The following is a 23571-nucleotide window of genomic DNA, read 5'->3' on the forward strand; positions in this document are numbered from 1 at the left end:
GGGAAGCTTGGAACTGTAGGAGCGAAAGCGATCGCCTTTGTCTCCGGATTTCATCCGCCCTGCGGTATAAATCAAGAAATCTGGAGACAACAGCGGCCGAAAGTCCAAGCATTCCCCGTAGTTACGACTGTACCCACAAATGTGAACATTTTAACTGCGGCTTATATAATTATTTCAGCCCTCTTATGTAACAACTTTTCCCAACATAACGTCTAGGTAGTAAATACCAAAAAAAGGAGCGAGTTGCAAGAAATGAGATTGAAAAAACGGCTATCATTTGTGGTCACTTTATCATTAATGTTGCTAACAGCTAATAGCAGCTATGCGTCAAGCCCTAAGGTGAAAACACCGATCATTCTAAAAATGAATGATTATTATGTTGCTTATACTTATCCTAAAGCGCCTTATATCGATAAGCAGAACCGACTCATGCTGCCTTTGAGAGCAGCAAGTGAGTTGTTAGGCGCCTCTGTTGCTTATGACAGTGCTTCACGTTCAGCCACGATTAAACAAAATGATAACGTAGTGAATATCCAAGTTGGTAGTCATATTGCCGTTGTAAATGGGGAAAAAGTAGAAATGGATACACAGCCTGTAATGGAAAAGGGATATATGATTATTCCTGCACGTATTCTATTTAATTCATTTGACTACAAAGTAAATTCAATTAACAACGTGATCACACTAAATGATGAACGATTGCTAAAACAAGGGCGTCTGAAATATCTTCTAGACGATGACCGTGTAGCTATATCAAGAACGTTAAATTCAAATGCGTTCCAGCCCTTGTATTACACACTCAGTACATCACTTAAAAAGAACACTACAGAACTTAACTTTAACCTTGTAGCCAAAAACATTTCCGGAACAGATATCCCGCAAGGAGAAGAGGATTTATCTACAATGATTTATTTTAATGAAGGCGGCTTATTGGACATTCCTTATAGATCCGTCGATATTAAAGATAGAGATAGACCATCTGTAAAAAAGGACGCACTCATGACTAAGCATATTGAAAATACTGGCGGGGTCGTAACTTCACAACCAAATGAATTACAGTATATCTTGATTGCAGGAAGGACCATATCTTCAGAGCATTAGTAACCTTTGCTGGTGCCGCCGCGATTAATTCAGGATGGAGAATCCGTATTTAACGAAGACATCAAGTGCCTCCTTAGACTGCAAATATGTGTAAAAGCTTTCTGCCTCTTTACTATGCTTTGTCGCCTTTACAATTCCGATGGGGTACTCAATCGGCTTATACGTTTTTGGATCTACTGTGAAGGCGACTTTTACCTTTTGCGAGGTCAGGGCGTCTGTCTTATAGACGAAACCGACGTCTGCATTTCCCGTCTCCACATATTGAAGAACTTGTCTTACGTCTTTCCCTTGAACCATCTTGGACTGCAGCGAATCCCAAAGCTTCAAATTGGTGAGCGCTTCTTTGGCATAGCTTCCTGCGGGCACACTCTCAGGAATGCCTATTGCGATGTTCTTCACATCATCCTTGGACAAGTCTATCACGTTCGTGACCCCCACTTTCCCATCTGTGAACACCACAGCTGCAAGCTCGTTACCCAGCAGCTTTTTTTGCTGATTGGTATCGATTAACTGCTTATCTACAAGGGCCTTCATATTCTTGGCGGCAGCGGACAGAAATAAGTCGGCAGGCGCTCCCTGTTCAATTTGATGCTGCAGAGCGCCGGATGCGCCAAAGTTAAAGTTCAATTTGATATTAGGATTCGCAGCCTCGTAAGTCTTCTGGATGTCCTTAAGGGCATCGGTCATACTGGCAGCCGCAGACACCGTCAATTCAACGGTTTCAGCCGGGGTAGAGGCTGACTTACTTGCGCTTTGGGCTTGATTATCCGTGCTGCTCGTTGCAGCCGTATCCTTACTCGTACAGCCTGATAGTGCTGCCATCAAGACTATGATGATAGACAAAAGCACACTAATCCTCATTGTTTTTAACATGGGCTCCTCCAGAATTATAATTAGTTATAATTATATGGATTGAACTAAAGACTGCGTGATCGATTCTTTTGCATAACAAGTGTTAGCCTTAATCCATGCGCTCATTTCTTTAGTTCATTCCATATAGTCACTACTTCATGAATTCTACACCGCAAGCTTCCGGGCAGGTGAGCGCCTCGTCACACCTTCTTCAAAGTCCAGACGTGACGGCCCGTATTCGACCTTCCTATTTTCAACTATGATATAATTAGGCTCTGAAACTAAGCGACTTATGCAGCCAGCTAGGAGGGTTCTGATATGTCGAGCGACATGTCCTATACAACCGAGGAAATCGCCAAACTTTTAAAAATATCCAAGCTTACCGTCTATGATCTGATCAAAAAAGGGGAGTTACCCTCTTATCGGGTTGGCAAGCAAATGCGGGTAGACGCTTCCGACCTGGAAGCTTACAAGCAGCGGGCAAGAATGGTCCCGGCAGCAGATCGCCCTGTTCCCGCGTATGTCCAAGCAGCAGCCCCTGCCAGCCCCAGTGGCTCGGTCGTGATCACCGGTCATGACATTGGACTCGATATTTTGGCCAAACATCTGGAGAAGCAGATCCCTGGCATTCGCCCTCTACGCTCGTTCGTAGGCAGCCTGGACAGTTTGATTTCTATGTATAAAGGCGAGGCCGACATCGTCAGCACCCATCTGTTAGATGGAGATTCGGGTGAATATAACATTCCCTATATTCGGAAAATACTCGTAGGATCATCTTATGTAGTCGTCAACCTGCTGTCCAGAAATGCCGGATTGTATGTCAAGCAGGGGAATCCGCATGAGCTTAAGAAATGGTCCGATTTAGGCCGCCTTGGACTGCGATTCGTGAATCGGGAAAAGGGCTCCGGAGCCAGAGTATTGCTCGACGAGCAGCTTCGCATTCACGGAATCAAGCCGGGGCAGCTTGCCGGATATGACAATGAACAGACCAATCATCTCGGTGTGGCCACGCAGATCGCGTCGGGTGAAGCTGATGTGGGCGTAGGTATCGAACAGACCGCCTCTATCGTCGGGCAAATCAGCTTTATCCCATTAATCCAGGAACGGTATGATCTTGTCATGCTCAAGACCCCGGCAAATCAACTCTGGATTCCTTCTCTACTGCAAATCCTTCAGTCAGATAGCTTCAAGAAAGAGCTTCAGGCGATTTCAGGCTACGATCTGTCTCGTACGGGAGAAGTCTTATTTGAAACTTAACCAACTCCTTTTGAATATATTTAGTTATAATTAGATTTATTTAGTTATATTTAATATATATCGTACCGCATTTGAATTCAATATATATGGAATGGACTCTATTTAGTTCATTCCATAATTAACTCAAAGAACCTCTTCACCTTGAAGAGGTTTTTTCCTTTCCTACTACTCCTTTAGCAAGAAATATACTAGACGGATTAAACCAAATATTAAATCCTTTTCATGTGGAACCTCTATATGTTACACTGAAGATACCGATCGGTATCTTTTATTCAGAAATCTGCCTTACCCGTGCGAGTAAATGTTATTGAATGAAAGTCCCACAATGAGAAGGAGGAGAATAGACATGCTATTGAATCAAAGCTTGGACGAAGCCAAGAAGCAATTTGAAGTCAAAACAACGGAGGACTTTCAGGAGGGAATATTCCGTTTGATTCAGGAGCAGCAGCAATCTGGTATCGTGTACGGCTTGCAGGAGGGACAACAAGCCGCAGATTTTACCTTAAATAATTCTACAGGCCACCCTATAAATCTGTCCGAACAGCTCTCACGTGGTCCTGTCGTGTTAACGTTCTACCGCGGAGGCTGGTGTCCCTTCTGCAATATACAGCTGCGAGCATACCAGAGCATTCTGCCAGATATACAGGCGGTAGGCGGCCAGCTAATTGCCATAAGTCCGCAATCCCCGGATCACACGCTCTCTCAGCAAGAGAAGGAAGACCTTAGCTTTGAGGTCCTTAGCGATACAAATGGTCTCGTAGCCTCCTTGTATAAGGTGTTATTCGAAGTTCCGTTATATGTGCAGGAGGTTATGACGAAGCGGCTCAGCCTGAGCCTGGCAGAATACAATGCCACCGATCGCTGGATCCTTCCTGTTCCCTCCACCTTCATCATTGACCAGTCGGGCGTTATCCGCTTGGCTTATGTTAACCCGGATTTTATGAAACGGCTTGAACCTCAGGAGATTCTGGATCAGTTAAAGAGAATGTAAGCCTGAAAGGCACGCGATCCGTGAACCAAATGAGGAACTAACCAACTAGTCAGACCTAATAAGAAAAGTCAAAAAACAGGCTTACAATTAAGCCTGTTTCTTCATTACGAATATGTTATTTTGAGAACATATCAGCAGTTATTCAATTGAGTCTTTCATTGCCTTGTACATATTCTCTACGTGTTCATCGACTTCATCTCTCGACATACGCAAGCGATTTACAGAAGTACCATATCCAATCTCCTTCTCACCCTCTTCCAGCCCTTTGAAAATTCCATCTGCGAACGCATCGAGTGGTTCTCCGTGCGTATGCAGCCCCGCGCCGCCCAAGTCGGTATTCACCGCCGGAGGAGCAACCTCAATTACTTCTACAGATGTACCTGACAGCTGGTGTCTCAGACTCATTGTAAAAGAATGAAGCGCCGCTTTTGTCGCTGAATAGATCGGAGCAATAACCATCGGTGTAAAAGCCAACCCTGAGGTCACGTTAATGATCGCCGCCTCTTCTTTTGCTGCAAAAAATGGAGCGAACAGCATGGAGAGATGGACAGGCACCTCCATATTGGTTGTGATCTCATTATTGAAATAACTCCAATTGTCCTTCGCGTCCGCCTTGAGAATATTGAAGCGCTGCTGGATTCCCGCATTATTCACCAACACATTCACTTCCGGATAGTTCGCGGTTACCCAATCAAACAATGCTGCGCGCTCGGATTCAATACCCAGATCACTTACACGAGTGATAAGGCCAGGGAACTTTTCCTTTGCCTCTTGAAGTGCGGTTTCACGCCGTCCGCAAATGATCACTTGATTCCCAGCCTTTAAAAAGCGCTCCGCAAAAGCTAAACCTATTCCCGTACTTCCGCCGGTGATAAGTATTGTATTTTTTGAAAGTTTCATTGCCATCCTCTTCTCCATTGTTTTATATGCGCCAGTCACCCATTTTCCATCTTATTATTCTTCTTTTTTACCCAGAGTATGTTCTGTGACACATAGACTACTTGCCATTTCACGTCCGTCCTTGGTAAGTTTGTAGCACACTTCAAATTTCCACGTTGGGGAGGACTGGGCATGTATAAGAAGATATTCGCCAGGCATCTAAGGAAACCAGATGGTTTTTTGGGCAAAATAGTTGCACTTGTGATGAATAGAACTAACGATGAGATGAATTTATTTGCAATCCATCAATTACAGATTCAGCCCAGTGATACCATCATGGAGATTGGCTTCGGAAACGGAAAGTATTTCTCTCATGTTCTAGGGCAGTCTTCTACAGGAAAGCTGGTTGGAGTCGATTACTCCGAGACCATGGTGAACCAGGTGAGAAAGAGATATGCCGATTATATTCAGCAGAATAGACTTGAGGTTATACAAGGTAGTGTGAGCCGGATCGATTATGGTGATAACACACTCGATAAGATCTATACCGTTAATACCCTATACTTTTGGCCGAATCCGACAAGCGATATTCAAGAAATATACCGTGTCCTAAAGAATGAGGGATTACTCGTAATAGCATTTAAGTCTCGGGAAGGGATGGAGAAATCAAAATTCGCGCCGCATGGGTTCACCCTGTATTCAGTTGAAGAAGTTATTGAGATTGTCAAATCCGCTGGTTTTAGACAGGTATCGCCTATACATGCACCTACAAAGAAAACCGGGATATACTGCGTGACTGCAGTCAAATAACCGTACCATTACACTGTTCATTTGGATGGTAGCAAAAAAATAACATGGATTCGTTTGAAGCTGTCTTCAATGCCCAATTGGCATGGAGGGCGGCTTCTTTTTTTACAAGAGCATGGAGACCCATGAGCGCAATTCATAATGTTTGAATCACCAACCAGAGTATTCGTACCTAGCCGCGAAATTAAAATAATTTATGTGTTGACCATATACTGTTTATTGTATATACTGTGTTCATAAGTTACAGTTTACACAATAAACAGTAAGGAGTGGTATTCAATGATTACAGCAACCCCTACTGCAACTAAGCTCGCAGGCCGCAAGGAATGGATCGCGCTTAGTGTGCTGTGTCTTCCCTTAATGGTCGTGTCGATGGACGTCTCCGTTCTTTTTTTCGCCGCACCGGACATTGCCGCGGACTTGCGTCCGACCGCTACTGAGCAGTTATGGATATTTGACATCTATGGATTCATTCTGGCCGGTCTGCTGCTGACAATGGGAGCGATCGGCGACCGAATCGGACGCCGGCGCTTGTTGATGATGGGCTCTGTGGGATTTGCCCTATGCTCGCTGTTCGCCGCTTTCTCCCAGACAGCCGGATCCCTGATCCTGGCCCGCGGCATCCTTGGGATTGCGGGTGCAACCCTCATGCCGTCAACACTGGCCCTCGTTCGCACGATGTTCCAAGACGCTAATCAGCGAACCAAAGCGATGTCGATATGGAGCGCCGTCATGGCCAGCGGCGTCACGGTCGGGCCAATTATTGGCGGCCTGCTCATTCAAAACTTTTCCTGGGGATCTGTGTTCCTCATTAACATCCCCGCGATGGCGTTGCTGCTTATTATTGCACCCTTCCTACTCCCCGAGTCCCGCAGCACGGCTCGCACCCGGATTGACTTGCTCAGCTCTCTTCTTGCTCTCGCTGCCATCCTGCCCGTTACTTACGGCGTCAAGACACTCGCCGAAGACGGATGGGCCATGACTCCTGCCTTCATTCTTGCGTCAGGTCTGATCGCCGGAATCGTATTCGTACGGCGGCAGCTGACTATCCCTAGCCCTTTAATCGATATCCATGCGCTAATGGAGCGGCGAACCGGCGGTTCGATCTTCATTAACCTGATTGCAACGTTCGCCCTTATGGCCAGCGCACTGGTCAATACTCAATTCCTCCAGTCGGTGCTTGGTTACTCCCCATTCACTGCCGCCCTGTGGAGTACGCTGCCTTCGATTGCCGTCGGTGCAGCGGCGCCAATTGCCGCCAAGCTGTCGATCCTATACGGAAGGCCGCGCATCATGGCTGGAGGCTTCGTATTGTCGGCGATTGGATTCATCATCCTGACCCAGGTACGGCTGGGAGGCTTCTCTCCACTGACCGTTATGCTTGTCGGAGCCGGATTGGTCGCCGCGGGAATCGTATCGGTCATGACTCTTGTCACTGATTATGTTGTGGGTGTGACCCCAGCGGATCGGGCGGGAGCAGTCGGGGGCCTCATTGAAACCTCCAGCGAACTTGGAGGCGCCTTCGGCATCGCGCTCCTCGGCTGCGTCCTTACAGCGGTCTACCATAATAACATATCGCCGCTTCTGCCTGCGGGCCTCTCACCAGAAGCAGCCTTAGCTGCCGGCCAGACTATTGCTGGCGCATCCGCCGCTTCGCAGCAGCTGCCCGCCGCATTATCGTCCCAGGTCATAACTGCATCCCGGGAAGCCTTCATGACCGCTATGCACGTTACGAGCCTCACAGCCGGCATCCTTCTGCTGATCACCTCAGTAATTACCGTGGTATTGCTTCGCGACAATAAAAAAGCTGCTGTCAGCAGTGCCGCTTAGACTACAGCAATCAAATAAAAGGCTATTTTTAAGGGTCTATGACCTTTAAAAATAGCCTTTTATTATTACGTAATAACCTTATTTGTCGGTTCCCCCGGACTTTCTACTGGATTGTATCCGATCCAGATACTGCTCAATTCCGTCCAGAATCCGCTGAAGTCCGAATTCGATATCATCACCGACGTTACTCTCACTTTCATTCTCTCCGGTATACGCCCCGGACGTGACAACCGGATGCAGATACGGGTATTGCTCCGGCTTGACCAATGCCTTAAGCGCGGCAGAGTAATGGAGCCCGCTGAACGTCTCCAGGCTGGAACCGGCCTGAACTGCCCGGTTGATGTCCCGCTGCAGCATCCCGCTGGACCGGGCATAGCCGCTAAGCAGAAGGACGATAGACATTTTCTCGTAATCATTCAGCGGCAATTCCCGCAAAGGCCGAAGCGCCCAATCCACGATGCGCAGATTGTTAGGTCCAATAGGTATACTCGAGATCGGAATGTCACCATACCAAGGATGCTTGCTAAAAATATTAATCGTCCCGATCACGTAATCCCGCAGCCCCTCCCTCCATTCGTGAGGGGGTCTCTCCGCGGGCAGCTCAATATCACACGCCGCATCCTGCATGAGGAGCAGCAAATCCTCTTTACTCGGAATATAGCGGTATAGAGACATCGCGGTAAACCCGAATTCCGATGCCACCTTATTCATCGAGACAGCTTCCAGACCGTGCTTGTCCGCGATGTCGATAGCCTTCGCAACAATCTGATCTATACTCATCTCGCGCTTTGGGCCTCGCTGAGGCGGCTTCACAAGCCCCCAGCTGAGCGCCGCACCGGCCGGGAGCAGCTTCCCCAATTCAACTTCTTCTGGTGTGATGTCTCTCTTCGTCATCTGCTCTAAACCTCCCTGTTGTTCAAAGCCGGCTTCTGAAGGTGATCTGCAGATCAGCCCGCTCACAAAATGCTTATGTAGTAAACAGTATATCACAAATAAGAGCAATTAGACAAAGAAACGGCCCTGTTCCGGGTATTCGAGCGCGGCGGTTTGAACCACAAATTAAAAAGCACTCTAACCATAGAGTGCCCTGAGGAGGCAATCATTAGATAACCAAAATACTTTCTAAAAACTCATCAGAAACTCTATATTCCTTTGGTCTGCGACTGACTAATTTGACATATCCCCCCATTTCTAACTTACTCAATATTTGATCTACTTTATATCTCGATTTACCAGAAAGCCTTATCAACTCGCTAATAGGAAAGTTTGCTTCTTCATTAACAAATACACTTAGATAAGTCATTATTCTTAATATATCGGATTCTTCCACTTTATCTTGCCAGATACTTCTTTTAAAAGATTCTTGAATTCGTTCGATTTTGGATAAATTGATTTCTAAGTCTTCAATAATACCTTCCTGCCCTGAAATCAGTAGTTCTAGCATGTCTATCAAATAAAAGGTCGTTTCCCCTTTATTTAATGGGGAGGGAATCTCCTCAAGAGCCTTATAATATTTTGTTTTGTTCTTATTTACTGCATAAGAAAAAGTAATTGCTGAGTACCTCTCTAAATATCTAGATAAATAACTACAAACTAATAAACGCCCTGTTCTTCCATTTCCATCATAGAAAGGATGTATATATTCATAATAGTAATGTGCAACCATAAACCGGTATAATTCCGAATGATGTTCATCATCAAGAAATTTTACTAGTGCGGTTAATGATTCAATAATTTTCACTTCGGAAAGCACACCTATATGGGTTGTGTATGGTCCATCCGTTATTTCTACGTACCCTTTTCTAAATAGTTCACCATCAGGTTCATCATCTTTATCTATTTCATCGGAGACTAAATCATCAAAAAGCCTTCTGAAGTCTGAAACTTCTGTAAAAGGTTTAATCTCATCAATAAACAGATACGTTTTCATTAACCCTGTAAAACGTTTTTGTTTCTTTTCAGATTTCATTACATCCTCTAAAACTTCTTTTAGTTCTTTTTTTGTACTACGTATACCTTCTATTTCATTATTGCTTTGAGCTTCATTAATAATTAGCTTATGGAAGTATGGCTCTATTACGAACATGGGGAGCTTACTTATCAGGGAGGATATCTTTGAACTATTCATTAACACGTTGTTATTTAGAGACATTAGTTGATGAGTATTTACATAAAATAGCTGGTAGTCTTCGTTTATTATTTGCCCTTTTTTGAATCCTCTTATGGTTAAATTCGTTAAATAACTACCATAACTATTTTTTCTCTTTTCTATCTCTTTATTATAATCTTCTATTCCCCTTTTATAAAAAACCTTTGATAATTTCTCATAATTCACACATATCACCCCTTTTATTTTAAATTATTGCCTTTTTTTAAATTATATAACCGGCACTTTTTTATTTCAAATTAAAAAGCACTCTAATCATAGAGTGCCCAGCTTGCAGATTGCGATATCTCTAAGCTATGCCCCAATACCGCTTTCCGGAACGGCGGCTGGCTTCACGAGCGCTTTCTTCTCCCATGCCCGGCTTCTCCAGCGAAGCAGCATTAGAATTCCGCGCAGCCATTCATCCACCGCAAACGCGATCCATATCCCAAGCAGCCCGATTCCAAGGTGAACGCCCAGGAAGTAAGCCAGCGGCACCGAGACTCCCCACATGGAGATCACGCCCATCAGCACGGGGAAACGCGCATCCCCGGCAGCACGCAGCGAATTGATAATGACGATATTGAAGGTTCGGCCGGGCTCGAGTACGATAGACAGTAGAAAAATACCGGCTCCGGCGGCAATGATATCGGGGTTCACTGTGAACATACCGATGATCTCATATCGGAACATCGCCGCTATACTGACGACAGCGAGCGTCAATACGAAGCTGATCCTCACGCTTCTCATCAGCCTTCGATATGCCGCCTTCATCTCTCCCGCGCCGACCATTTGCCCAATGATGATTTCGGTCCCCGCCCCGATCGCCATCGCGAACGCCATGAAGTAATTGGATACATTCATGACATAGACATGGGTGTTCAGCGCCGTGGGCCCGATTATATTGACAAAGCTTATGACCATAAGATACTGCGAGTGCCAGGAGAGATGCTCCCCCGCAGCAGGCAGGCCAACACTCATAATCTGCTTCACATACGGGCCATTCCAGGTAACATAATCCTTACGGCGAATTGGCGCAGGAATTCTGCGATATAGAATAACGAACAGAACAAGGATGCCGAGCAGGCGGCTGACGACCGTCGAGATGGCCGCTCCTGTAATGCCCCACTCCGGAAAGCCCCAGTTACCGAAGATAAGAAGGTAATTCCCTGTTACATGAATCAAATTGACCCCTAATGTCACGTACATCACGCTCTTCGTGTGTCCGCTCGACCGGATAACAGATGATACCGCGTAGGAGAGCGCTTCGATCCAAATAAATCCACCGATGATCTTTAAATAATGGCTGGCCATGCCGACCTGTTCGGGACTGAGCTTCATCAGCCGCAGGAGTGGTTCTCCGAAATTAACGAGCGCAATGCTCACAAGGATCCCGAAGATCAGGTTGATCGTAATAGCCAGTGCGGAGATTCGGCTGGCTTCCTTCTCCCGTCCGGCACCAATGTATTGGGAGACCGCAACGCTCGTACCGATTCCAACAAAACCGAACATCAGAATACAGAAGAAAATAATTTCGTTGGCTAACCCTACCGCCCCTGTCGCCTTGTCGGATATGCGGCTTAACATAAATACGTCAACCGTACCCAGCATCATGCGAAGCACGGAATCGATGAAGATTGGCCAAGTAACGGCAAAAAGACTAAGTTTTTTCCACGATGGAATACGATCTGATATGGTCACGTTGTGTATGCTCCTATTATGCCTATTAGCTGTCGCTTCCCCTAGTGTAGCGCCCGTGAGCAAAAACGTCTATGCCGCTGGCAATGATTTTGATGCCGCTTAGTTGTTAGGGAGACCCTCAATAAGCAGAGAGTATTCTGCATAACGTTTTTCCCATTCTTTTTTACGAGATTCCACTGTCCGATTCTCCAGCAACGCTTGGATGACATCCAGACATACATGCCAGCCCGTAAGATCTTTAGGTGTGTGATCTGTAATCGTATTCATCTTCTCAATCAAGCTCAACCGGCACCCACTCGCTTCAGGATACAGTTCAAACCGAACTCGGTCTTCTCCTCCCCACGTATATTCCAGTACGGAATGCAGCTTGAACTCGATAATTTTAAGTTCCTTGAATGTACCATCTGGCATGTTAAACTTGATTCCCCCTCCTTCACGGAGATCGTCTACCTCCAATTCAGAGAACCATTGCCGCAGCTTGTCATTTTCCGTAAGCATGGCCCAGGTATCTTCAACAGAATGCTTAAGGTGACGCTCAAAACATGCTACATATGTATCCTGAGTCTTCCTTATCACCGCTAACATTTTTCTCCTCCCTCTAACTGATTAGAATTAAGGACTATTATACCCCTTGTGAAAGAGGTATAAGTAGTCCTCCTGCAACTGACTATATTGCTGCACAAATAGATAAAGCCTCTATTCCGCGTCTTATTCCAGCTACTGCGGACTTCCAGCCAGCAAGGCGTTTATCCGATCAAGATTCTGCTCATTGGCTTCGGCACACATTTTCTTGGATTGCTCGAAATCAGCGGGATCCATAAAAAGTTGGCGAAAAGTAACTCGTGTCCGGTTATCCAGCTCCTCGAAGGTAGCCGTGATCTGAAACTCATGACCGGACAAATGCCTGAGCACGATGCGCTCCAGCGGTACGATCTCCTCAAAGACATTATGGTTCGGATAGTCATTCCCATCAGGCCCGTGCATGGTAAGCCGCCATGTGCCGCCAGGCCTCAAATCGAACTCGTGAAATGTATTGCTGAAGCCATTCGGCCCCCACCAGCGTTCCAGCTGGTCGGGATTCGTCCAAGTTTCGAAGACCCTCTCACGTGGAAAGTCGAACACACGCGAAGAAATAAGTTCATTGTTACCTATGATAGCAGCCATGGTGATACCTCCCTTAGAGTGTTTTACCTAGTGTATCAAGCATCCCTTTCGTGCCGTTCTGGATCGGGATGGACCCCGGAACGTTGTGAGCGATACAGAGATGCGGGTCTCATCCTAGTCCAAGGAGCAGCTATAGGCGATGCGGTGTTCCGGCTCCCTCGTTAGCGCTAACTGTATACCGGCAGCTTAAGTATAAAAGATGACGTTACGTCAGCTTCAAGCTAAATATTTTAATTAGGTCTACAAAACTATTAGAGTAAAGTTCCAGACGAAAGACGGGCGCGCTTAACTCTAAAAAATGATCTAAGCTTCCTCATCAGCGATCATACTCGCAGCAAGGCAAAAGAAATATTGCCGCTGCTTATGTACTTCATAAGGCAAGACTTCGGCAGGTAGCCTCTTCTGGTTGATCCACCAAGAGGCTACCCAGCTTGCTTTTCCGTCTTGATTGATGAGTTTTTTGCTTCTTTAAGCAGTGCATCCTTTGTTTGTTGGAAATTACGAACTGCCTTACTCAAGACTGCATAATCATCTGGATTGGACATCAGACGCGGCGGCAGTTCAAAATTCTCCACACAGCTGAAAGCCTTCAGAAGCTTCAGGTTGTTCCAATCAAAATCATGCTCTGTCGCTTTAACGATCATGACATCAATCTCATTAAAGGTAGACTTTGCTGTACCATCTTCTTCATAGGTCAGCTCGTAAGCACGGCGAACTTCCATGTTGTAAGCCGGCGAACCGACCAGTCTTCCCCATCTACATGTCTGATCGGCCACAAGTGATTTTTACTAACCATTCAATGAATTTCAACTTAAGGGAAACTGCTGGGAAAACGCATGTATGGAGAATTTCTTCATTCATTTTAAAACCGAGTGTTTCTATCTCCATTACTTCCGTTCTGCAGAGCAAGTGGAGCATGCCGTTCAAAAATATATCCGTTTCTACAACCATGAACGCCTCAAGCGAAACTAAACAGCCTGAGTCCTTATGAATACAGGACTCAGGCTTCATATAGCTGTCTACATGACAGGGGTCACTCCATGAGCAACCTTTCTTCCTTTATTATAAATCATTCGAACCCAGCTAGCAGCCAATCTTTGACCTTCAATTCAGGTTCATCAATCGTTCTATAAACCATTAATGGGGTCCAATCCCAGAAGCTGCAGCCATTTGCCATTATTAGAGCATTAATCCACTCTGTAAAACTCATAGATAGGAAGTTGAACTCAGAAATTGATTCCGTGAACATGTATTTAGTTTTTCTGGATAAGTCTATATATATTAGACTTGATGGATTGCGAGCAATTGGTAAGAATTGCGGAACAATTTCGGGCATCATTGTTGCTGCAATTTCATCTACCTCTTCGATACTAAAAATTTTAGTAAACTCACCGTAGCCAATATCAAATAATTTTGCTCCATTATGAATAGTTAAAAAAGACTTATACTCTCGAGGTAATTTTATTTGATATTGACTTTCTAACATTCTAATGTCTTGAAGAGTAGCTGGAGGTGAGAGTTCAAAGTTGGCTGAGTTTACTACCCCATCACTACCTTGAATTTCGAGGACGCCTCCGCTTGATTCTCTACGCCGCGCCAATCCATCTAATATTAACTTAATTTCATTGTCCATTAAATTGAGTTTCCCCTTTAGTATCCCTTAAACCATGAAGTAAATGCTGTGTGAATCTGATTCGGCAGTGGTATAAGATTTGAGTTTGCATTAGTCCCACCATATTCTCTAGGTTGTATATGATGAATATCTATATTAGTCCAATTGAAATTTGGGAGGTTATAAGTTTTCTGGTACCAATCTCTAAACGCTTTTCTCGTTTTATCATTCCACTCAACTGGTTTCACGGTTTTAACCCAATCTGCCCTTGGTTCTCCAACTGACTTACCAGAATGAGGATCGGTATAATTTGCTGGATAAGGTCTCGCCATTCTATTCAACAGAATAGTGGATGAGGTTGAGTGATAAGCTTTTGAGGTATCACCAGGAAAAAGAACACTTATAGTAAATTCAACCTCATAATAACCAGTCTTACTTATACTTATATTCTTAGTCGCAGTACTTCCAACCACTGGCAAAATTTTAGAGTCAAATGCAACCCCTGCCTTAGATTTAGTACTATTTCTCGTCACGCCTCGTTTCAATTCATAGCCAATAGTCATTGAAATAGCAGGTACACCTTGTGCCATGACAACTTTATATCCTACTTTGACTGACTTCGAACCAATATCTGACGTGACTAGTGGCTGAATGAGTAGGGTACCAGTCCCCTTTGTTCCAAGTGATTCTTTTTGGTCCTCTAATTCCTTTGGATCTAAAGCTTGGAAACTCCCAACTTTTCCTTCTTCGTCAAAATCTAGTTTTAAGTAAGGAACATCAAAACTTTGAGTAGGGAGTTGTTGTTGTTCCATCACATCAAAATACAGATTCCCTGCATTAAACTACTATATTTATACATTTATATCAATAAAATAGAAATAAATGCGACTTTTAAATTATCTAAAATATAAGATTCACCTAAAGTCTGGTTCCTTATTCCTATAAGAACATATAGAAAAGACGGGAAGAGTTACGCCCCGGTTATATGCCGCATTTGCAGCCGTGCGTGTCATTCCCGCTATTTCTACGTTACCAATTTATCATGGAAAAACCGTCATATGGTGTTCAACTTAGGTTCACATGAAGGTCAGGTTGTGTTCACTTGAAGTTCAAATAACTTGCTTTCATTCATGTTAAAATGATCTCTAATATAAATGTGCTTATTAAGCTGAAGGTTAGATTAGTTGAGAAGACTCCCTCCCTAAATAGAAGACAAAACAAGTCATCTATTTTTGTGCACATCATAGACTAAAATGTACTTGCTGTATATGGGAGGGGTTCGAGGTGAGATTGTTGATTCTTTTGGTAGGTGCGATATTACTTACTCTGCTGTGGACAAATCCTGATAGGTCCGATTTCGAAAAGTGGGTGCTAAAGAAGGAAGTCAGTAATTATCAAAGAGGAACTCCTTTACAGCCTGTTAATTTTCAAAGCAAAAATTATCTATTTTTCTCAATACATGAACTATCAATTGTAAGACAACAGACTGATTTTATGACTGAATACGATACCTATATGGGTGTGGGTATACTCGGAATGATATTTACAATTTTGGATCCTGCTATTGATGGCAGGCAGTCCCCATCATTTTAAGTTCGTTTCCTGCGCCAACACGGAACTTAGTTCAATAATGATGCAGAGGGTTGCTGTGTCCGTGATGGACCATTTTCATGAAAAGGATATTGAACGCTTGCCGGATGGACAGCTTATTGTGCGTAACGACCTACTCAAGCGAGCGTTGGCTGATCCGTACTGTACTCCATCATCTAACCGATGTCATTGTGCTTGAGCCTGCTTATGTTGCCGCAAAGGTGAAGCAGACCGCTCTAGATATCGCAGGTCAATATGGCATGTTGGATAAGGAATAGGGCAAGACAAGTTTTAGGCCATCCTCTACAGGATGGCCTCTCGCTTTTAAATATGATATGGACTAGTAAATTCAAGAATCTCATCGGCAGCCTGCTGATACCCGCCTGATTTTTGAAAGGATTCTCTCATACTTGCAGCGGCCTTCTTGTAAGAAGGGAGGCTTAACACATGATCTACGGCTTCGCGCAGCTCATTTGCGGTCAAGCTTGGCATTTGCAGTTGGGTGCCTGCTCCGATACTAGCGACTTGCCTGGCAATGATCGGCTGATCCGCGCTTAGCGGGATTACAATGAGCGGAACCCCATAATAGAGGCCCTCATGAGCACTGTTCATTCCACCATGTGTAATAAATAAATTGGCGTATTGCAGTACTTCCGTCTGCGGAACATAACTTTTGACGATGAAGTTATCAGGAATCTCCCCTAAATCAGAAATCTGTACCTTATCTCCAATAGACATGACCACCGTATGTTCCGTATTCCCCAATGCCTCAAAACACAGCTTATAGAAATCAATAGCTTGGTTGAGGACTGTGCCCAGTGAAATATAAATCGGGTTCTTCCCCTTGATTGCGGTAAGGTCGAAGTGATCTTCAGTGAATCGCGTAGAGATGGATGGGCCCACAAATTTATACGTTTGGTCGAACACTTCTCCATGGGGTTGGAACTCCCTTGTTGTATACACGAGAGTAAGCGGTGCCGGATTGCAGAACACCTCGTATGGGGAATGAATCTGTACGCCGTATTTGTCCTCCACCATAGCTGTCAGGCTTTGAAATTTATTATTTATAGTTTTAACTATTTCTTCAGGGGCCTCTATAAAAGATCGATCGAGCAATCTTTCGAAGGATACAGTTGTATGCGCAAAGGAAGTACAAGAGTTGATTGCAGGAAGCTTAAGGATCTGGGCAATTAGACGCCCGCAGCCAAACATGGAATCATGAATGATGTAATCAAAATGCTCATCCTTGATCTGTTCAAGCACGCTCGGTATGACAACATCAGCCGTAAGCAGCAGGCCATTAACCCTTTCGAGCAGATAATTCCTTCCTCCTGAGATAAAGGCTTTAATGAATCTTTGATCGTCAAAGGTTCTAACGGTGGCTCCCGTCTTCTCAATCCGCTCCCGATAAGCTTCGATGCAGAAGTACACGACCTCTTCCCCACGCGCAATTAACCCCTGCACTACCCCAATAGTAGGATTAATATGTCCCTCTGATCCGCCATTAATAAATAGAACACGCGCCATTTCTAGCCCTCCTTAGCGATGCTATTTGACTCTAATCACTATATCTCTCTGCTATTCTACCCGATATATGAAATGAACTAAAGAAATCAGCTGGATAAATTCCATTATGACCATAACCCAAAATTTTCATTGACAATCCGTCAAAGTTAACTATATATTAAGTGACAATGATAATCATTATCAAGTAATGAGATCAAAAATACTCTCAATATAAGAAAGGGTGCACACATGAATACCAAAAGAAGGTCCTCATTTAACACACTACTAATCTCTATTGTATTGATACTGGCACTAGCTGGTTGCTCAAGTCAAAAATCTGGTTCAACACCTGCATCAACTCCCGCTGAGGGAACTTCAGCAAGTACTGAAACTCCTACTGCAAATGCGGAATATCCAATCAAGATCAAGCATGCTTTTGGTGAAACGGTAATTGAGAGCAAACCAAAGCGGGTAGTCACCATTCAATGGGCGAATCATGATGTCGCTCTCGCGCTCGGAGTTGTACCTGTAGGCTTCTCTGCTGCAAATTACGGCGTTCAGGATGGCAGTGGACTTTTACCTTGGACAGCCAAGAAGCTCAAGAAACTGGGCGCGGACAAACCGAACATTTTCCAGGATATGGACGGCCTTGATTTCGAGGCGATTTCGGACGCCAACCCGGATGTCATTCTAGCGGCTTACTCCGGTATAACCCAGGAAGACTATGATACTCTTAGTAAAATCGCTCCGGTTGTGGCCTATCCGACCACTCCATGGTTAACCACGTGGCGCGAGCAAGTCCTGTTGAATGCAACAGGAATAGGCATGAAGGCAGAAGGTGAACAGCTCATTAAGGATACCGAGAAGTTAATTCAGGATAAGGTAAGTGCCTACCCTCAGATTAAAGGCAAAAAGGTGGTCTGGGTCAACTTCTCGGCTAAAGATATGTCCAAACTACATATTTATACACCTGCAGATCCCCGCGGCTCTTTCCTGCAAGAGCTTGGCATGGTCTACCCGGAAAGTGTGACAAAGGAGATTAAGGATCCTACCAGCTATTCCATGAATCTGAGTGCTGAGAACGCGGACATCCTTAACGATGCCGATATCTTGATCGGGTATGGCGGCGAAGACCTATATCAAGCGGTGAAGGCTGATCCTCTGCTTGGTAAAATTCCAGCAATCCAGCGGGGATCTGTTGTATTCATCGGTGACGGAACGCCCCTAGCGGCAGCTGGGAACCCGAATCCTCTCGCAATCGCTTATACCATTGATGAGTACCTCAAATTAATCGAAGGTGCTATTAACAAGATCAAATGAGCAGCAATTCAGTGTCAGGAAAAAGGGAGCTGCGCCCACACATTCCGAGAAATTTCACACGCGTAATAGTGATTTGCTTAGTTCTGCTGGGACTATGTGTGGTAGCCTCGCTGGTCTTAGGCTCTCGGCTGGTAGGGATTCATGAACTGCTCGACGGTTTATTTCGTCAAGATGTGGATTCCTACGGGGTAAACGTAGTCCGCAAGCGGATCTCCCGGACTGTGTTTAGCTTGATGTGCGGTGGGGCACTCGGAGTATCCGGCGCACTCATGCAGTCGGTCACCCGCAACCCCATTGCAGACCCGAGTATACTGGGAGTTAACACAGGCGCGTCCTTGTTTGTTGTGTGCGGAATTGCATTCCTCAATATAAGCACCGCTAACGAATACATATGGCTGGCTTTGGCCGGAGCTGCGATTACGGCTGTATTCGTGTTTGGAATCGGCTCGGTGGGGCGTGGTGGCGCCACGCCCATCAAGCTTGTGCTGGCAGGAGCGGCCACAACTGCCGCCCTGTCCTCTCTGGTCACCGCCATCATGATTCCACGCTCTTATGTCATGGACCAGTTCAGGTTCTGGCAAGTCGGAAGCGTCGGTTCGGCTTCTTGGAGTGCAATTGCTATATTTGTCCCTTTTCTGATCATCGGGGTCTTAATCGCTATCATAACTGCCCCGGCATTGAATGCACTGGCGCTTGGAGACGAGGTTGCGACCGGACAGGGCGTTCGAACGGGAACCCTTAGATTGGTAGCGGCTCTTGCGGGTGTTCTACTGTGCGGCGCGGCTACTGCGCTAGCGGGCCCTATTGGCTTTGTTGGTCTCCTGTCCACGCATGTCATACGCCTTATTCTTGGTCCTGACTTGCGATTTGTTATCCCCATGTCCGCAATTTCAGGGGCCATCATTTTGACGATATCTGATATATTCGGCAGGCTCCTCGGCAGCCCTGGAGAGCTTGAAGTCGGCGTAGTTACCGCGTTTATTGGAGCTCCAATTCTCATCATTCTAGCTATGAAATCGAAAGTGCGATCATTATGAACAATCAATCTATTGAATTTATTATGGCGGGCCGTCGCCAAAGACGCCGCCGCTGGATACTAGTTACCAGCCTCCTTGCGGCACTTGCATGTCTGCTTTGCTGCGCGATGCTTCTACTCGGGAGCACCATTTACCCGGTTAGTGATGTAATCCGTGCCCTTACGGGAGAGCACCTCAAAGGTGTGTCCTTTGCAGTGAATACGATACGTCTGCCGAGAATGCTGGCAGGTCTTTTTGCCGGATTTGCCTTCGGCCTTGCCGGCTACACTTTCCAGACCATGCTGCGCAACCCCCTTGCGAACCCGAATGTAATCGGGATTACCTCCGGGTCTAGCGCGGCAGCTGTTTTTTGCATCATCATTCTTCATGCCAGTGGAGCTGTGGTATCCGTCGCATCTGTGATTGCCGGCCTGGCTACAGTGCTGCTAATTTATATATTGTCCAAAGGAAAGACCTTCTCGGTCGGGCGGTTAATCCTGATTGGAATTGGCATACAAGCCATGCTTGACGCGGTAATTTCCTATCTTCTGCTGGTTAGCGCACAGCAGGATATTCCCGCAGCACTCCGATGGCTCACCGGGAGCCTCAATGGCTCCGGGATGCAAGAACTCCCGCCCCTGGTTATCACCGTTATTGTCCTGGCGCCTATCGTTATCGTGCTGGGACAACATCTAAGTATATTGGAGCTTGGAGAACAATCGGCTTCATCTCTCGGTGTGGACACGAACAAAACAAGGATTGCGTTAATCTTAAGTTCTGTCTGCATGATTGCTATGGCTACCGCGATCACCGGGCCCATTGCCTTTGTCTCCTTCCTTTCAGGGCCGATCGCAAAAAGACTAGCAGGAACCAGCTTCTCGGGCGTCATTCCAGCGGGTCTGGTTGGTGTTAATTTGGTTCTGGCATCAGATCTGATTGGCCAGTTTGCCTTTGAGTACAGATTCCCGGTAGGCATCATAACTGGGCTGCTCGGAGCGCCGTATCTGATCTTCTTGCTCATCCGAATGAATCGTAGGGGAGAACTATAATGAAACCGACTCATCTTTTTCAAGCCGAACAAGTCACCTCGGGCTATGATCATAAAACGGTCATTAAAGGAGTAAGCCTGGTTATACCTAGTAACAAAATTAGCGTGATTATCGGAGCCAACGGCTGCGGAAAGTCTACGCTTCTCAAAACCCTGGCCAGACTGATCAAGCCCGCATCCGGCACAATCACGCTGGACGATAGGCCCATCGGCAAAATTCCGCCAAAACAATTAGCACGAATCTTAGGACTGTTGCCGCAATCCCCCGTCGTACCGGAAGGAATCTCCGTTGCCGATTTGGTTGGGCGGGGAAGGTTCCCGCACCAATCCTGGCACAGCGGATGGACCAAAAAGGATACTGAAGCTGTTGCAGAAGCGATGAGAATTATGGATATTACGGAGCTTGCCAATCATCATATTGATGAGCTCTCCGGCGGTCAAAGACAGCGCGTATGGATTGCCATGGCGCTGGCGCAGCAGACAGACATTTTATTTCTGGATGAGCCTACAACCTTTCTGGATATCACCTATCAAATCGAAATTCTTGACCTGCTCACAGACCTTAACCGCAAATATGGAACTACGATTGTCATGGTGCTTCACGATATCAACTTGTCCGCGCGCTATGCAGACCATATCTTTGCCATGTATCAAGGAACACTGGTAGCTGAGGGTGAGCCGACCAAGGTGATTACAAGCACATTGGTTAAAGACATCTTCGGGCTTGACTGTACAGTGATCGAGGATCCCATCTCGGGCTCTCCGTTGGTATTGCCCAAAGGACGACATCACGTTAGTGGTCTTAACCCCTAACGCTGCATGCCGATCAGGTAGTAATCCGCAAGCGCCCTAAGAATTATCGATAAGAGGCGCAAGGATTATTCTCCATTAGATTTATTGGTAAAAAGCGTACTGATAAACCCAATTAAGATAATTGCGATCGGTGAACTGATCAACAGAAAAAGTGAAGCCGTCAATCCTTTATAGGTGGTTGTTCCGATCACAATCGGCACCTCAAACACGGTCTGCGTCAAGATGAACAAGACAACACCTACACAAATGCCAAGGAGCACAATCTTTTTCATAGTACTGGCAAATGATTTTGATTTCATCCTTATCCCCTTCCTTTCCTACAGCTAAGCTTTATACGCTAACCGTTGTCTCGACATATACGCGACTATGAGTAATCCAATGCTGATTGCCACATAAATGGAATTCATCACCCAGAAGGGGCCTCCTTCTGCCAACCTTGTACCCAAAAAATCAAGATAGGGTGTTTGGTTAAACGGGCCCAAATACCAAATGATCATGTAGATAACCTCAAAGGTTCGATTTGTTTTGGTCAGCACCCCGCATGCGAGAGAGAGACTGGGAATCAAAACAACGGCAGATACCCAGTACATGAAATGCTCTGCATCTCCTTCGAGGATCAGTCGTACGAGCATGCCGCCTCCTGTTACACAGGCCAGCATAAAGCCGGATACCCATACCGCAGATAACTGACGAGCAGCAAATCGCGGGCTTAACGCTACAAGATATTGCGTCTGGTAGCGTGACTCCCGACTTCCCATTCCGGACCAAAACAACAGCGGCCATATCCAGGTTATAGGCCATATCATCCATTGTGCCGAGACAGTAACGGGAATGACAAGGCATAGGACAAACAGAAGACTAGCGACGACATACCAACCGAGCGAAGCACTCTTCATCATCAAGCTCCACTCTGCATGCACCAGGGACAGAAAGGAATCACGAACGGTCGCAGGGGTAAGCGAGGACACTCGGACCGTGGAATCCATGCGCTCATACTTGACCTCTGAATCAGCTACGACGTTATTCCCATCAAGGAGCGTCTCTGAATGAGTTGAATTGCTAGCTGGTTCCTGCCGTTTCGACCTTTCGTTCATTCCTTCATTCCTAAATCCATGGAACCATAAAGCCGCCACAAGAATGAACAAAAGCGCCAGTAGAATAAGAGACAGCTGCTGCAGCAGAAGGGCTCTTGTCCATTCTACGCCTTGCCATTCAAACAACTCCAGCGGTGTATCCGGAACAAGAATGCCAATACTGTAGGTACCGGAAAAATCAGGTTTAATTGAAATGAGCCCCTTTATCATAGAAGACGTGATGACGTTTGGACCAAATACGATGGAGCTTGATCCAATACTATAGAGAAGGAAAAGGACGAAATAAATCACATTGCCTAGTCCCCCTTGCAATTCCTGTCGGGTCTCAAACAACACAGCCAGTGCGGCAACGACAGACATGGTGGGGAGCGTCATGATTAGAAACGGGGATAACAGAGGCCACAATTCGACCCGCATCTGCTCACCCCGTATCAACTGCATGATGATGGCGACTAGAATGACGACCATGACGATGATAGTCAGAATTGCATAATTACTGATCCACTTACCGATCAAATAATGCCGCTTTTTTATTGAGGTCGATGCAATGATTTGTCCAACTCCGGATCGTTCATCCAGCCCAATACTGTTCTTCACCAAGTAAAAACCAAGCAATCCCAAACAGAAGGTGGTGGAGATCGCCACCGATCCTCCAACCCAAGCGGAGTTGTAGATCCCCCGGTACTCAACCAAATACAAGGTGACATACCCCGCTTCCACAGGGGGAACGAAGAAATAGGCCGCCAACATGGTAATCCCCAAGGTGACCAGAAAGGAATATTGTCTGATTCTCTCGAGCAAATCAGCACGAGCAATTTGATAGATTATATGGAGACGGCCCACG

General features: G+C 45.8%; 24 protein-coding genes and 1 pseudogene. 12 read left to right on the forward strand and 13 right to left on the reverse strand.

The features are described from left to right. Positions 1–252: 252 nt before the first annotated feature. The gene (locus tag ACRRNK_RS21595) at positions 253–1101 is read left to right on the forward strand and encodes a copper amine oxidase N-terminal domain-containing protein (RefSeq protein ID WP_433944645.1); all 849 of its coding nucleotides are present in this window, start codon (positions 253–255) and stop codon (positions 1099–1101) included. A gap of 24 nt (positions 1102–1125) precedes the next feature. Here ACRRNK_RS21595 and modA read toward each other — a convergent pair whose 3' ends face one another. Continuing rightward, on the reverse strand, positions 1126–1974 hold the full coding sequence (gene modA / locus ACRRNK_RS21600; RefSeq protein ID WP_433944646.1) for a molybdate ABC transporter substrate-binding protein: 849 nt from the start codon (positions 1972–1974) through the stop codon (positions 1126–1128). Positions 1975–2271: 297 nt separating this feature from the next. Here modA and ACRRNK_RS21605 point away from each other — a divergent pair, with 297 nt between their 5' ends. Together ACRRNK_RS21605 and ACRRNK_RS21610 are read left to right on the forward strand one after the other, a co-directional pair. After that, entirely contained in the window at positions 2272–3210 is a 939-nt protein-coding gene (locus tag ACRRNK_RS21605; protein WP_433944647.1) for a substrate-binding domain-containing protein, read from the forward strand. A 346-nt stretch (positions 3211–3556) separates the two neighbouring features. Beyond that, entirely contained in the window at positions 3557–4201 is a 645-nt protein-coding gene (locus tag ACRRNK_RS21610; protein ID WP_433944648.1) for a peroxiredoxin-like family protein, read from the forward strand. 138 nt (positions 4202–4339) lie between these two features. Here the strand turns inward: ACRRNK_RS21610 and ACRRNK_RS21615 are convergent, their stop codons facing one another. Further along, a complete protein-coding gene (locus ACRRNK_RS21615) occupies positions 4340–5101 on the reverse strand; it encodes an SDR family oxidoreductase (protein WP_433944649.1) in 762 nt (253 codons plus the stop codon). Positions 5102–5272: 171 nt separating this feature from the next. Between ACRRNK_RS21615 and ACRRNK_RS21620 the strand changes: the two genes are divergently transcribed. Together ACRRNK_RS21620 and ACRRNK_RS21625 are read left to right on the forward strand one after the other, a co-directional pair. Continuing rightward, positions 5273–5890, forward strand: coding sequence for a class I SAM-dependent methyltransferase (locus tag ACRRNK_RS21620; RefSeq protein WP_433944650.1), 618 nt, complete (start codon positions 5273–5275; stop codon positions 5888–5890). A gap of 276 nt (positions 5891–6166) precedes the next feature. After that, complete coding sequence (locus ACRRNK_RS21625; RefSeq protein ID WP_433944651.1) at positions 6167–7717, forward strand: MFS transporter; 1551 nt, start codon at positions 6167–6169, stop codon at positions 7715–7717. 78 nt (positions 7718–7795) lie between these two features. Here the strand turns inward: ACRRNK_RS21625 and ACRRNK_RS21630 are convergent, their stop codons facing one another. The 6 genes from ACRRNK_RS21630 to ACRRNK_RS21655 all read right to left on the reverse strand — a co-directional run bounded on the left by ACRRNK_RS21630 (position 7796) and on the right by ACRRNK_RS21655 (position 13450). Then, positions 7796–8611, reverse strand: a complete 816-nt coding sequence (locus ACRRNK_RS21630; RefSeq protein WP_433944652.1) for a TetR/AcrR family transcriptional regulator — start codon at positions 8609–8611, stop codon at positions 7796–7798. A 208-nt stretch (positions 8612–8819) separates the two neighbouring features. Then, positions 8820–10052, reverse strand: coding sequence for a Fic family protein (locus ACRRNK_RS21635; RefSeq protein WP_433944653.1), 1233 nt, complete (start codon positions 10050–10052; stop codon positions 8820–8822). Between the two features lie 126 nt (positions 10053–10178). Then, entirely contained in the window at positions 10179–11564 is a 1386-nt protein-coding gene (locus ACRRNK_RS21640; protein ID WP_433944654.1) for an MATE family efflux transporter, read from the reverse strand. Positions 11565–11663: 99 nt separating this feature from the next. Further along, positions 11664–12149, reverse strand: coding sequence for an SRPBCC family protein (locus ACRRNK_RS21645; RefSeq protein ID WP_433944655.1), 486 nt, complete (start codon positions 12147–12149; stop codon positions 11664–11666). Positions 12150–12281: 132 nt separating this feature from the next. Next, complete coding sequence (locus tag ACRRNK_RS21650; RefSeq protein WP_433944656.1) at positions 12282–12728, reverse strand: SRPBCC family protein; 447 nt, start codon at positions 12726–12728, stop codon at positions 12282–12284. A gap of 422 nt (positions 12729–13150) precedes the next feature. Then, entirely contained in the window at positions 13151–13450 is a 300-nt protein-coding gene (locus tag ACRRNK_RS21655) for a hypothetical protein (RefSeq protein WP_433944657.1), read from the reverse strand. A 106-nt stretch (positions 13451–13556) separates the two neighbouring features. Here ACRRNK_RS21655 and ACRRNK_RS21660 point away from each other — a divergent pair. Beyond that, positions 13557–13700 (forward strand): annotated as a pseudogene (locus ACRRNK_RS21660) (IS3 family transposase); the annotation flags it as partial. Between the two features lie 97 nt (positions 13701–13797). Here ACRRNK_RS21660 and ACRRNK_RS21665 read toward each other — a convergent pair. Both ACRRNK_RS21665 and ACRRNK_RS21670 read right to left on the reverse strand, forming a co-directional pair. Further along, a complete protein-coding gene (locus tag ACRRNK_RS21665) occupies positions 13798–14361 on the reverse strand; it encodes an SMI1/KNR4 family protein (protein ID WP_433944658.1) in 564 nt (187 codons plus the stop codon). Between the two features lie 17 nt (positions 14362–14378). Next, positions 14379–15155 carry an HNH endonuclease signature motif containing protein gene (locus ACRRNK_RS21670; RefSeq protein ID WP_433944659.1) on the reverse strand — a complete coding sequence of 259 codons (777 nt, stop codon included), beginning with the start codon at positions 15153–15155 and terminating at the stop codon, positions 14379–14381. A gap of 469 nt (positions 15156–15624) precedes the next feature. Here ACRRNK_RS21670 and ACRRNK_RS21675 point away from each other — a divergent pair, with 469 nt between their 5' ends. Together ACRRNK_RS21675 and ACRRNK_RS21680 are read left to right on the forward strand one after the other, a co-directional pair. Beyond that, entirely contained in the window at positions 15625–15933 is a 309-nt protein-coding gene (locus ACRRNK_RS21675; RefSeq protein ID WP_433944660.1) for a hypothetical protein, read from the forward strand. Between the two features lie 77 nt (positions 15934–16010). Then, positions 16011–16208 carry a hypothetical protein gene (locus ACRRNK_RS21680; protein ID WP_433944661.1) on the forward strand — a complete coding sequence of 66 codons (198 nt, stop codon included), beginning with the start codon at positions 16011–16013 and terminating at the stop codon, positions 16206–16208. Between the two features lie 46 nt (positions 16209–16254). On the opposite strand, the gene ACRRNK_RS21685 is transcribed toward ACRRNK_RS21680, so the two are convergent. Continuing rightward, the gene (locus ACRRNK_RS21685; RefSeq protein WP_433944662.1) at positions 16255–17457 is read right to left on the reverse strand and encodes a macrolide family glycosyltransferase; all 1203 of its coding nucleotides are present in this window, start codon (positions 17455–17457) and stop codon (positions 16255–16257) included. A gap of 228 nt (positions 17458–17685) precedes the next feature. Here ACRRNK_RS21685 and ACRRNK_RS21690 point away from each other — a divergent pair, with 228 nt between their 5' ends. The 4 genes from ACRRNK_RS21690 to ACRRNK_RS21705 are packed head-to-tail and all read left to right on the forward strand — an operon-like array spanning position 17686 to position 21633. Then, positions 17686–18756, forward strand: a complete 1071-nt coding sequence (locus ACRRNK_RS21690) for an iron-siderophore ABC transporter substrate-binding protein (protein WP_433944663.1) — start codon at positions 17686–17688, stop codon at positions 18754–18756. After that, a complete protein-coding gene (locus ACRRNK_RS21695) occupies positions 18753–19793 on the forward strand; it encodes a FecCD family ABC transporter permease (protein WP_433944664.1) in 1041 nt (346 codons plus the stop codon). Before ACRRNK_RS21690 ends, ACRRNK_RS21695 begins: the two co-directional genes overlap by 4 nt. After that, on the forward strand, positions 19790–20821 hold the full coding sequence (locus tag ACRRNK_RS21700) for a FecCD family ABC transporter permease (protein ID WP_433944665.1): 1032 nt from the start codon (positions 19790–19792) through the stop codon (positions 20819–20821). The genes ACRRNK_RS21695 and ACRRNK_RS21700 overlap by 4 nt, the downstream gene beginning before the upstream one ends. Then, entirely contained in the window at positions 20821–21633 is an 813-nt protein-coding gene (locus ACRRNK_RS21705) for an ABC transporter ATP-binding protein (RefSeq protein WP_433944666.1), read from the forward strand. Before ACRRNK_RS21700 ends, ACRRNK_RS21705 begins: the two co-directional genes overlap by 1 nt. A 65-nt stretch (positions 21634–21698) precedes the next feature. Here the strand turns inward: ACRRNK_RS21705 and ACRRNK_RS21710 are convergent, their stop codons facing one another. Both ACRRNK_RS21710 and ACRRNK_RS21715 read right to left on the reverse strand, forming a co-directional pair. Then, positions 21699–21932: a hypothetical protein gene (locus tag ACRRNK_RS21710; RefSeq protein WP_433944667.1), complete on the reverse strand. Its 234-nt coding sequence runs from the start codon at positions 21930–21932 to the stop codon at positions 21699–21701. A 24-nt stretch (positions 21933–21956) separates the two neighbouring features. Then, entirely contained in the window at positions 21957–23570 is a 1614-nt protein-coding gene (locus tag ACRRNK_RS21715; protein ID WP_433944668.1) for a hypothetical protein, read from the reverse strand. Position 23571: the final 1 nt, after the last annotated feature.

Origin of the sequence: Paenibacillus sp. SN-8-1, assembly GCF_050995535.1 — a bacterium.
In the GTDB taxonomy this organism is placed as follows: domain Bacteria; phylum Bacillota; class Bacilli; order Paenibacillales; family Paenibacillaceae; genus Fontibacillus.

What these genes read in the sequence shown, in the direction of transcription:
- ACRRNK_RS21595 (WP_433944645.1), top strand. Translation starts at nt 253, where the DNA reads ATGAGATTGAAAAAACGGCTATCATTTGTGGTCACTTTATCATTAATG.
- modA (WP_433944646.1), bottom strand. Translation starts at nt 1,974, where the DNA reads ATGTTAAAAACAATGAGGATTAGTGTGCTTTTGTCTATCATCATAGTC.
- ACRRNK_RS21605 (WP_433944647.1), top strand. Translation starts at nt 2,272, where the DNA reads ATGTCGAGCGACATGTCCTATACAACCGAGGAAATCGCCAAACTTTTA.
- ACRRNK_RS21610 (WP_433944648.1), top strand. Translation starts at nt 3,557, where the DNA reads ATGCTATTGAATCAAAGCTTGGACGAAGCCAAGAAGCAATTTGAAGTC.
- ACRRNK_RS21615 (WP_433944649.1), bottom strand. Translation starts at nt 5,101, where the DNA reads ATGAAACTTTCAAAAAATACAATACTTATCACCGGCGGAAGTACGGGA.
- ACRRNK_RS21620 (WP_433944650.1), top strand. Translation starts at nt 5,273, where the DNA reads ATGTATAAGAAGATATTCGCCAGGCATCTAAGGAAACCAGATGGTTTT.
- ACRRNK_RS21625 (WP_433944651.1), top strand. Translation starts at nt 6,167, where the DNA reads ATGATTACAGCAACCCCTACTGCAACTAAGCTCGCAGGCCGCAAGGAA.
- ACRRNK_RS21630 (WP_433944652.1), bottom strand. Translation starts at nt 8,611, where the DNA reads ATGACGAAGAGAGACATCACACCAGAAGAAGTTGAATTGGGGAAGCTG.
- ACRRNK_RS21645 (WP_433944655.1), bottom strand. Translation starts at nt 12,149, where the DNA reads ATGTTAGCGGTGATAAGGAAGACTCAGGATACATATGTAGCATGTTTT.
- ACRRNK_RS21650 (WP_433944656.1), bottom strand. Translation starts at nt 12,728, where the DNA reads ATGGCTGCTATCATAGGTAACAATGAACTTATTTCTTCGCGTGTGTTC.
- ACRRNK_RS21655 (WP_433944657.1), bottom strand. Translation starts at nt 13,450, where the DNA reads ATGGAAGTTCGCCGTGCTTACGAGCTGACCTATGAAGAAGATGGTACA.
- ACRRNK_RS21665 (WP_433944658.1), bottom strand. Translation starts at nt 14,361, where the DNA reads ATGGACAATGAAATTAAGTTAATATTAGATGGATTGGCGCGGCGTAGA.
- ACRRNK_RS21680 (WP_433944661.1), top strand. Translation starts at nt 16,011, where the DNA reads ATGAAAAGGATATTGAACGCTTGCCGGATGGACAGCTTATTGTGCGTA.
- ACRRNK_RS21685 (WP_433944662.1), bottom strand. Translation starts at nt 17,457, where the DNA reads ATGGCGCGTGTTCTATTTATTAATGGCGGATCAGAGGGACATATTAAT.
- ACRRNK_RS21690 (WP_433944663.1), top strand. Translation starts at nt 17,686, where the DNA reads ATGAATACCAAAAGAAGGTCCTCATTTAACACACTACTAATCTCTATT.
- ACRRNK_RS21695 (WP_433944664.1), top strand. Translation starts at nt 18,753, where the DNA reads ATGAGCAGCAATTCAGTGTCAGGAAAAAGGGAGCTGCGCCCACACATT.
- ACRRNK_RS21700 (WP_433944665.1), top strand. Translation starts at nt 19,790, where the DNA reads ATGAACAATCAATCTATTGAATTTATTATGGCGGGCCGTCGCCAAAGA.
- ACRRNK_RS21705 (WP_433944666.1), top strand. Translation starts at nt 20,821, where the DNA reads ATGAAACCGACTCATCTTTTTCAAGCCGAACAAGTCACCTCGGGCTAT.
- ACRRNK_RS21710 (WP_433944667.1), bottom strand. Translation starts at nt 21,932, where the DNA reads ATGAAATCAAAATCATTTGCCAGTACTATGAAAAAGATTGTGCTCCTT.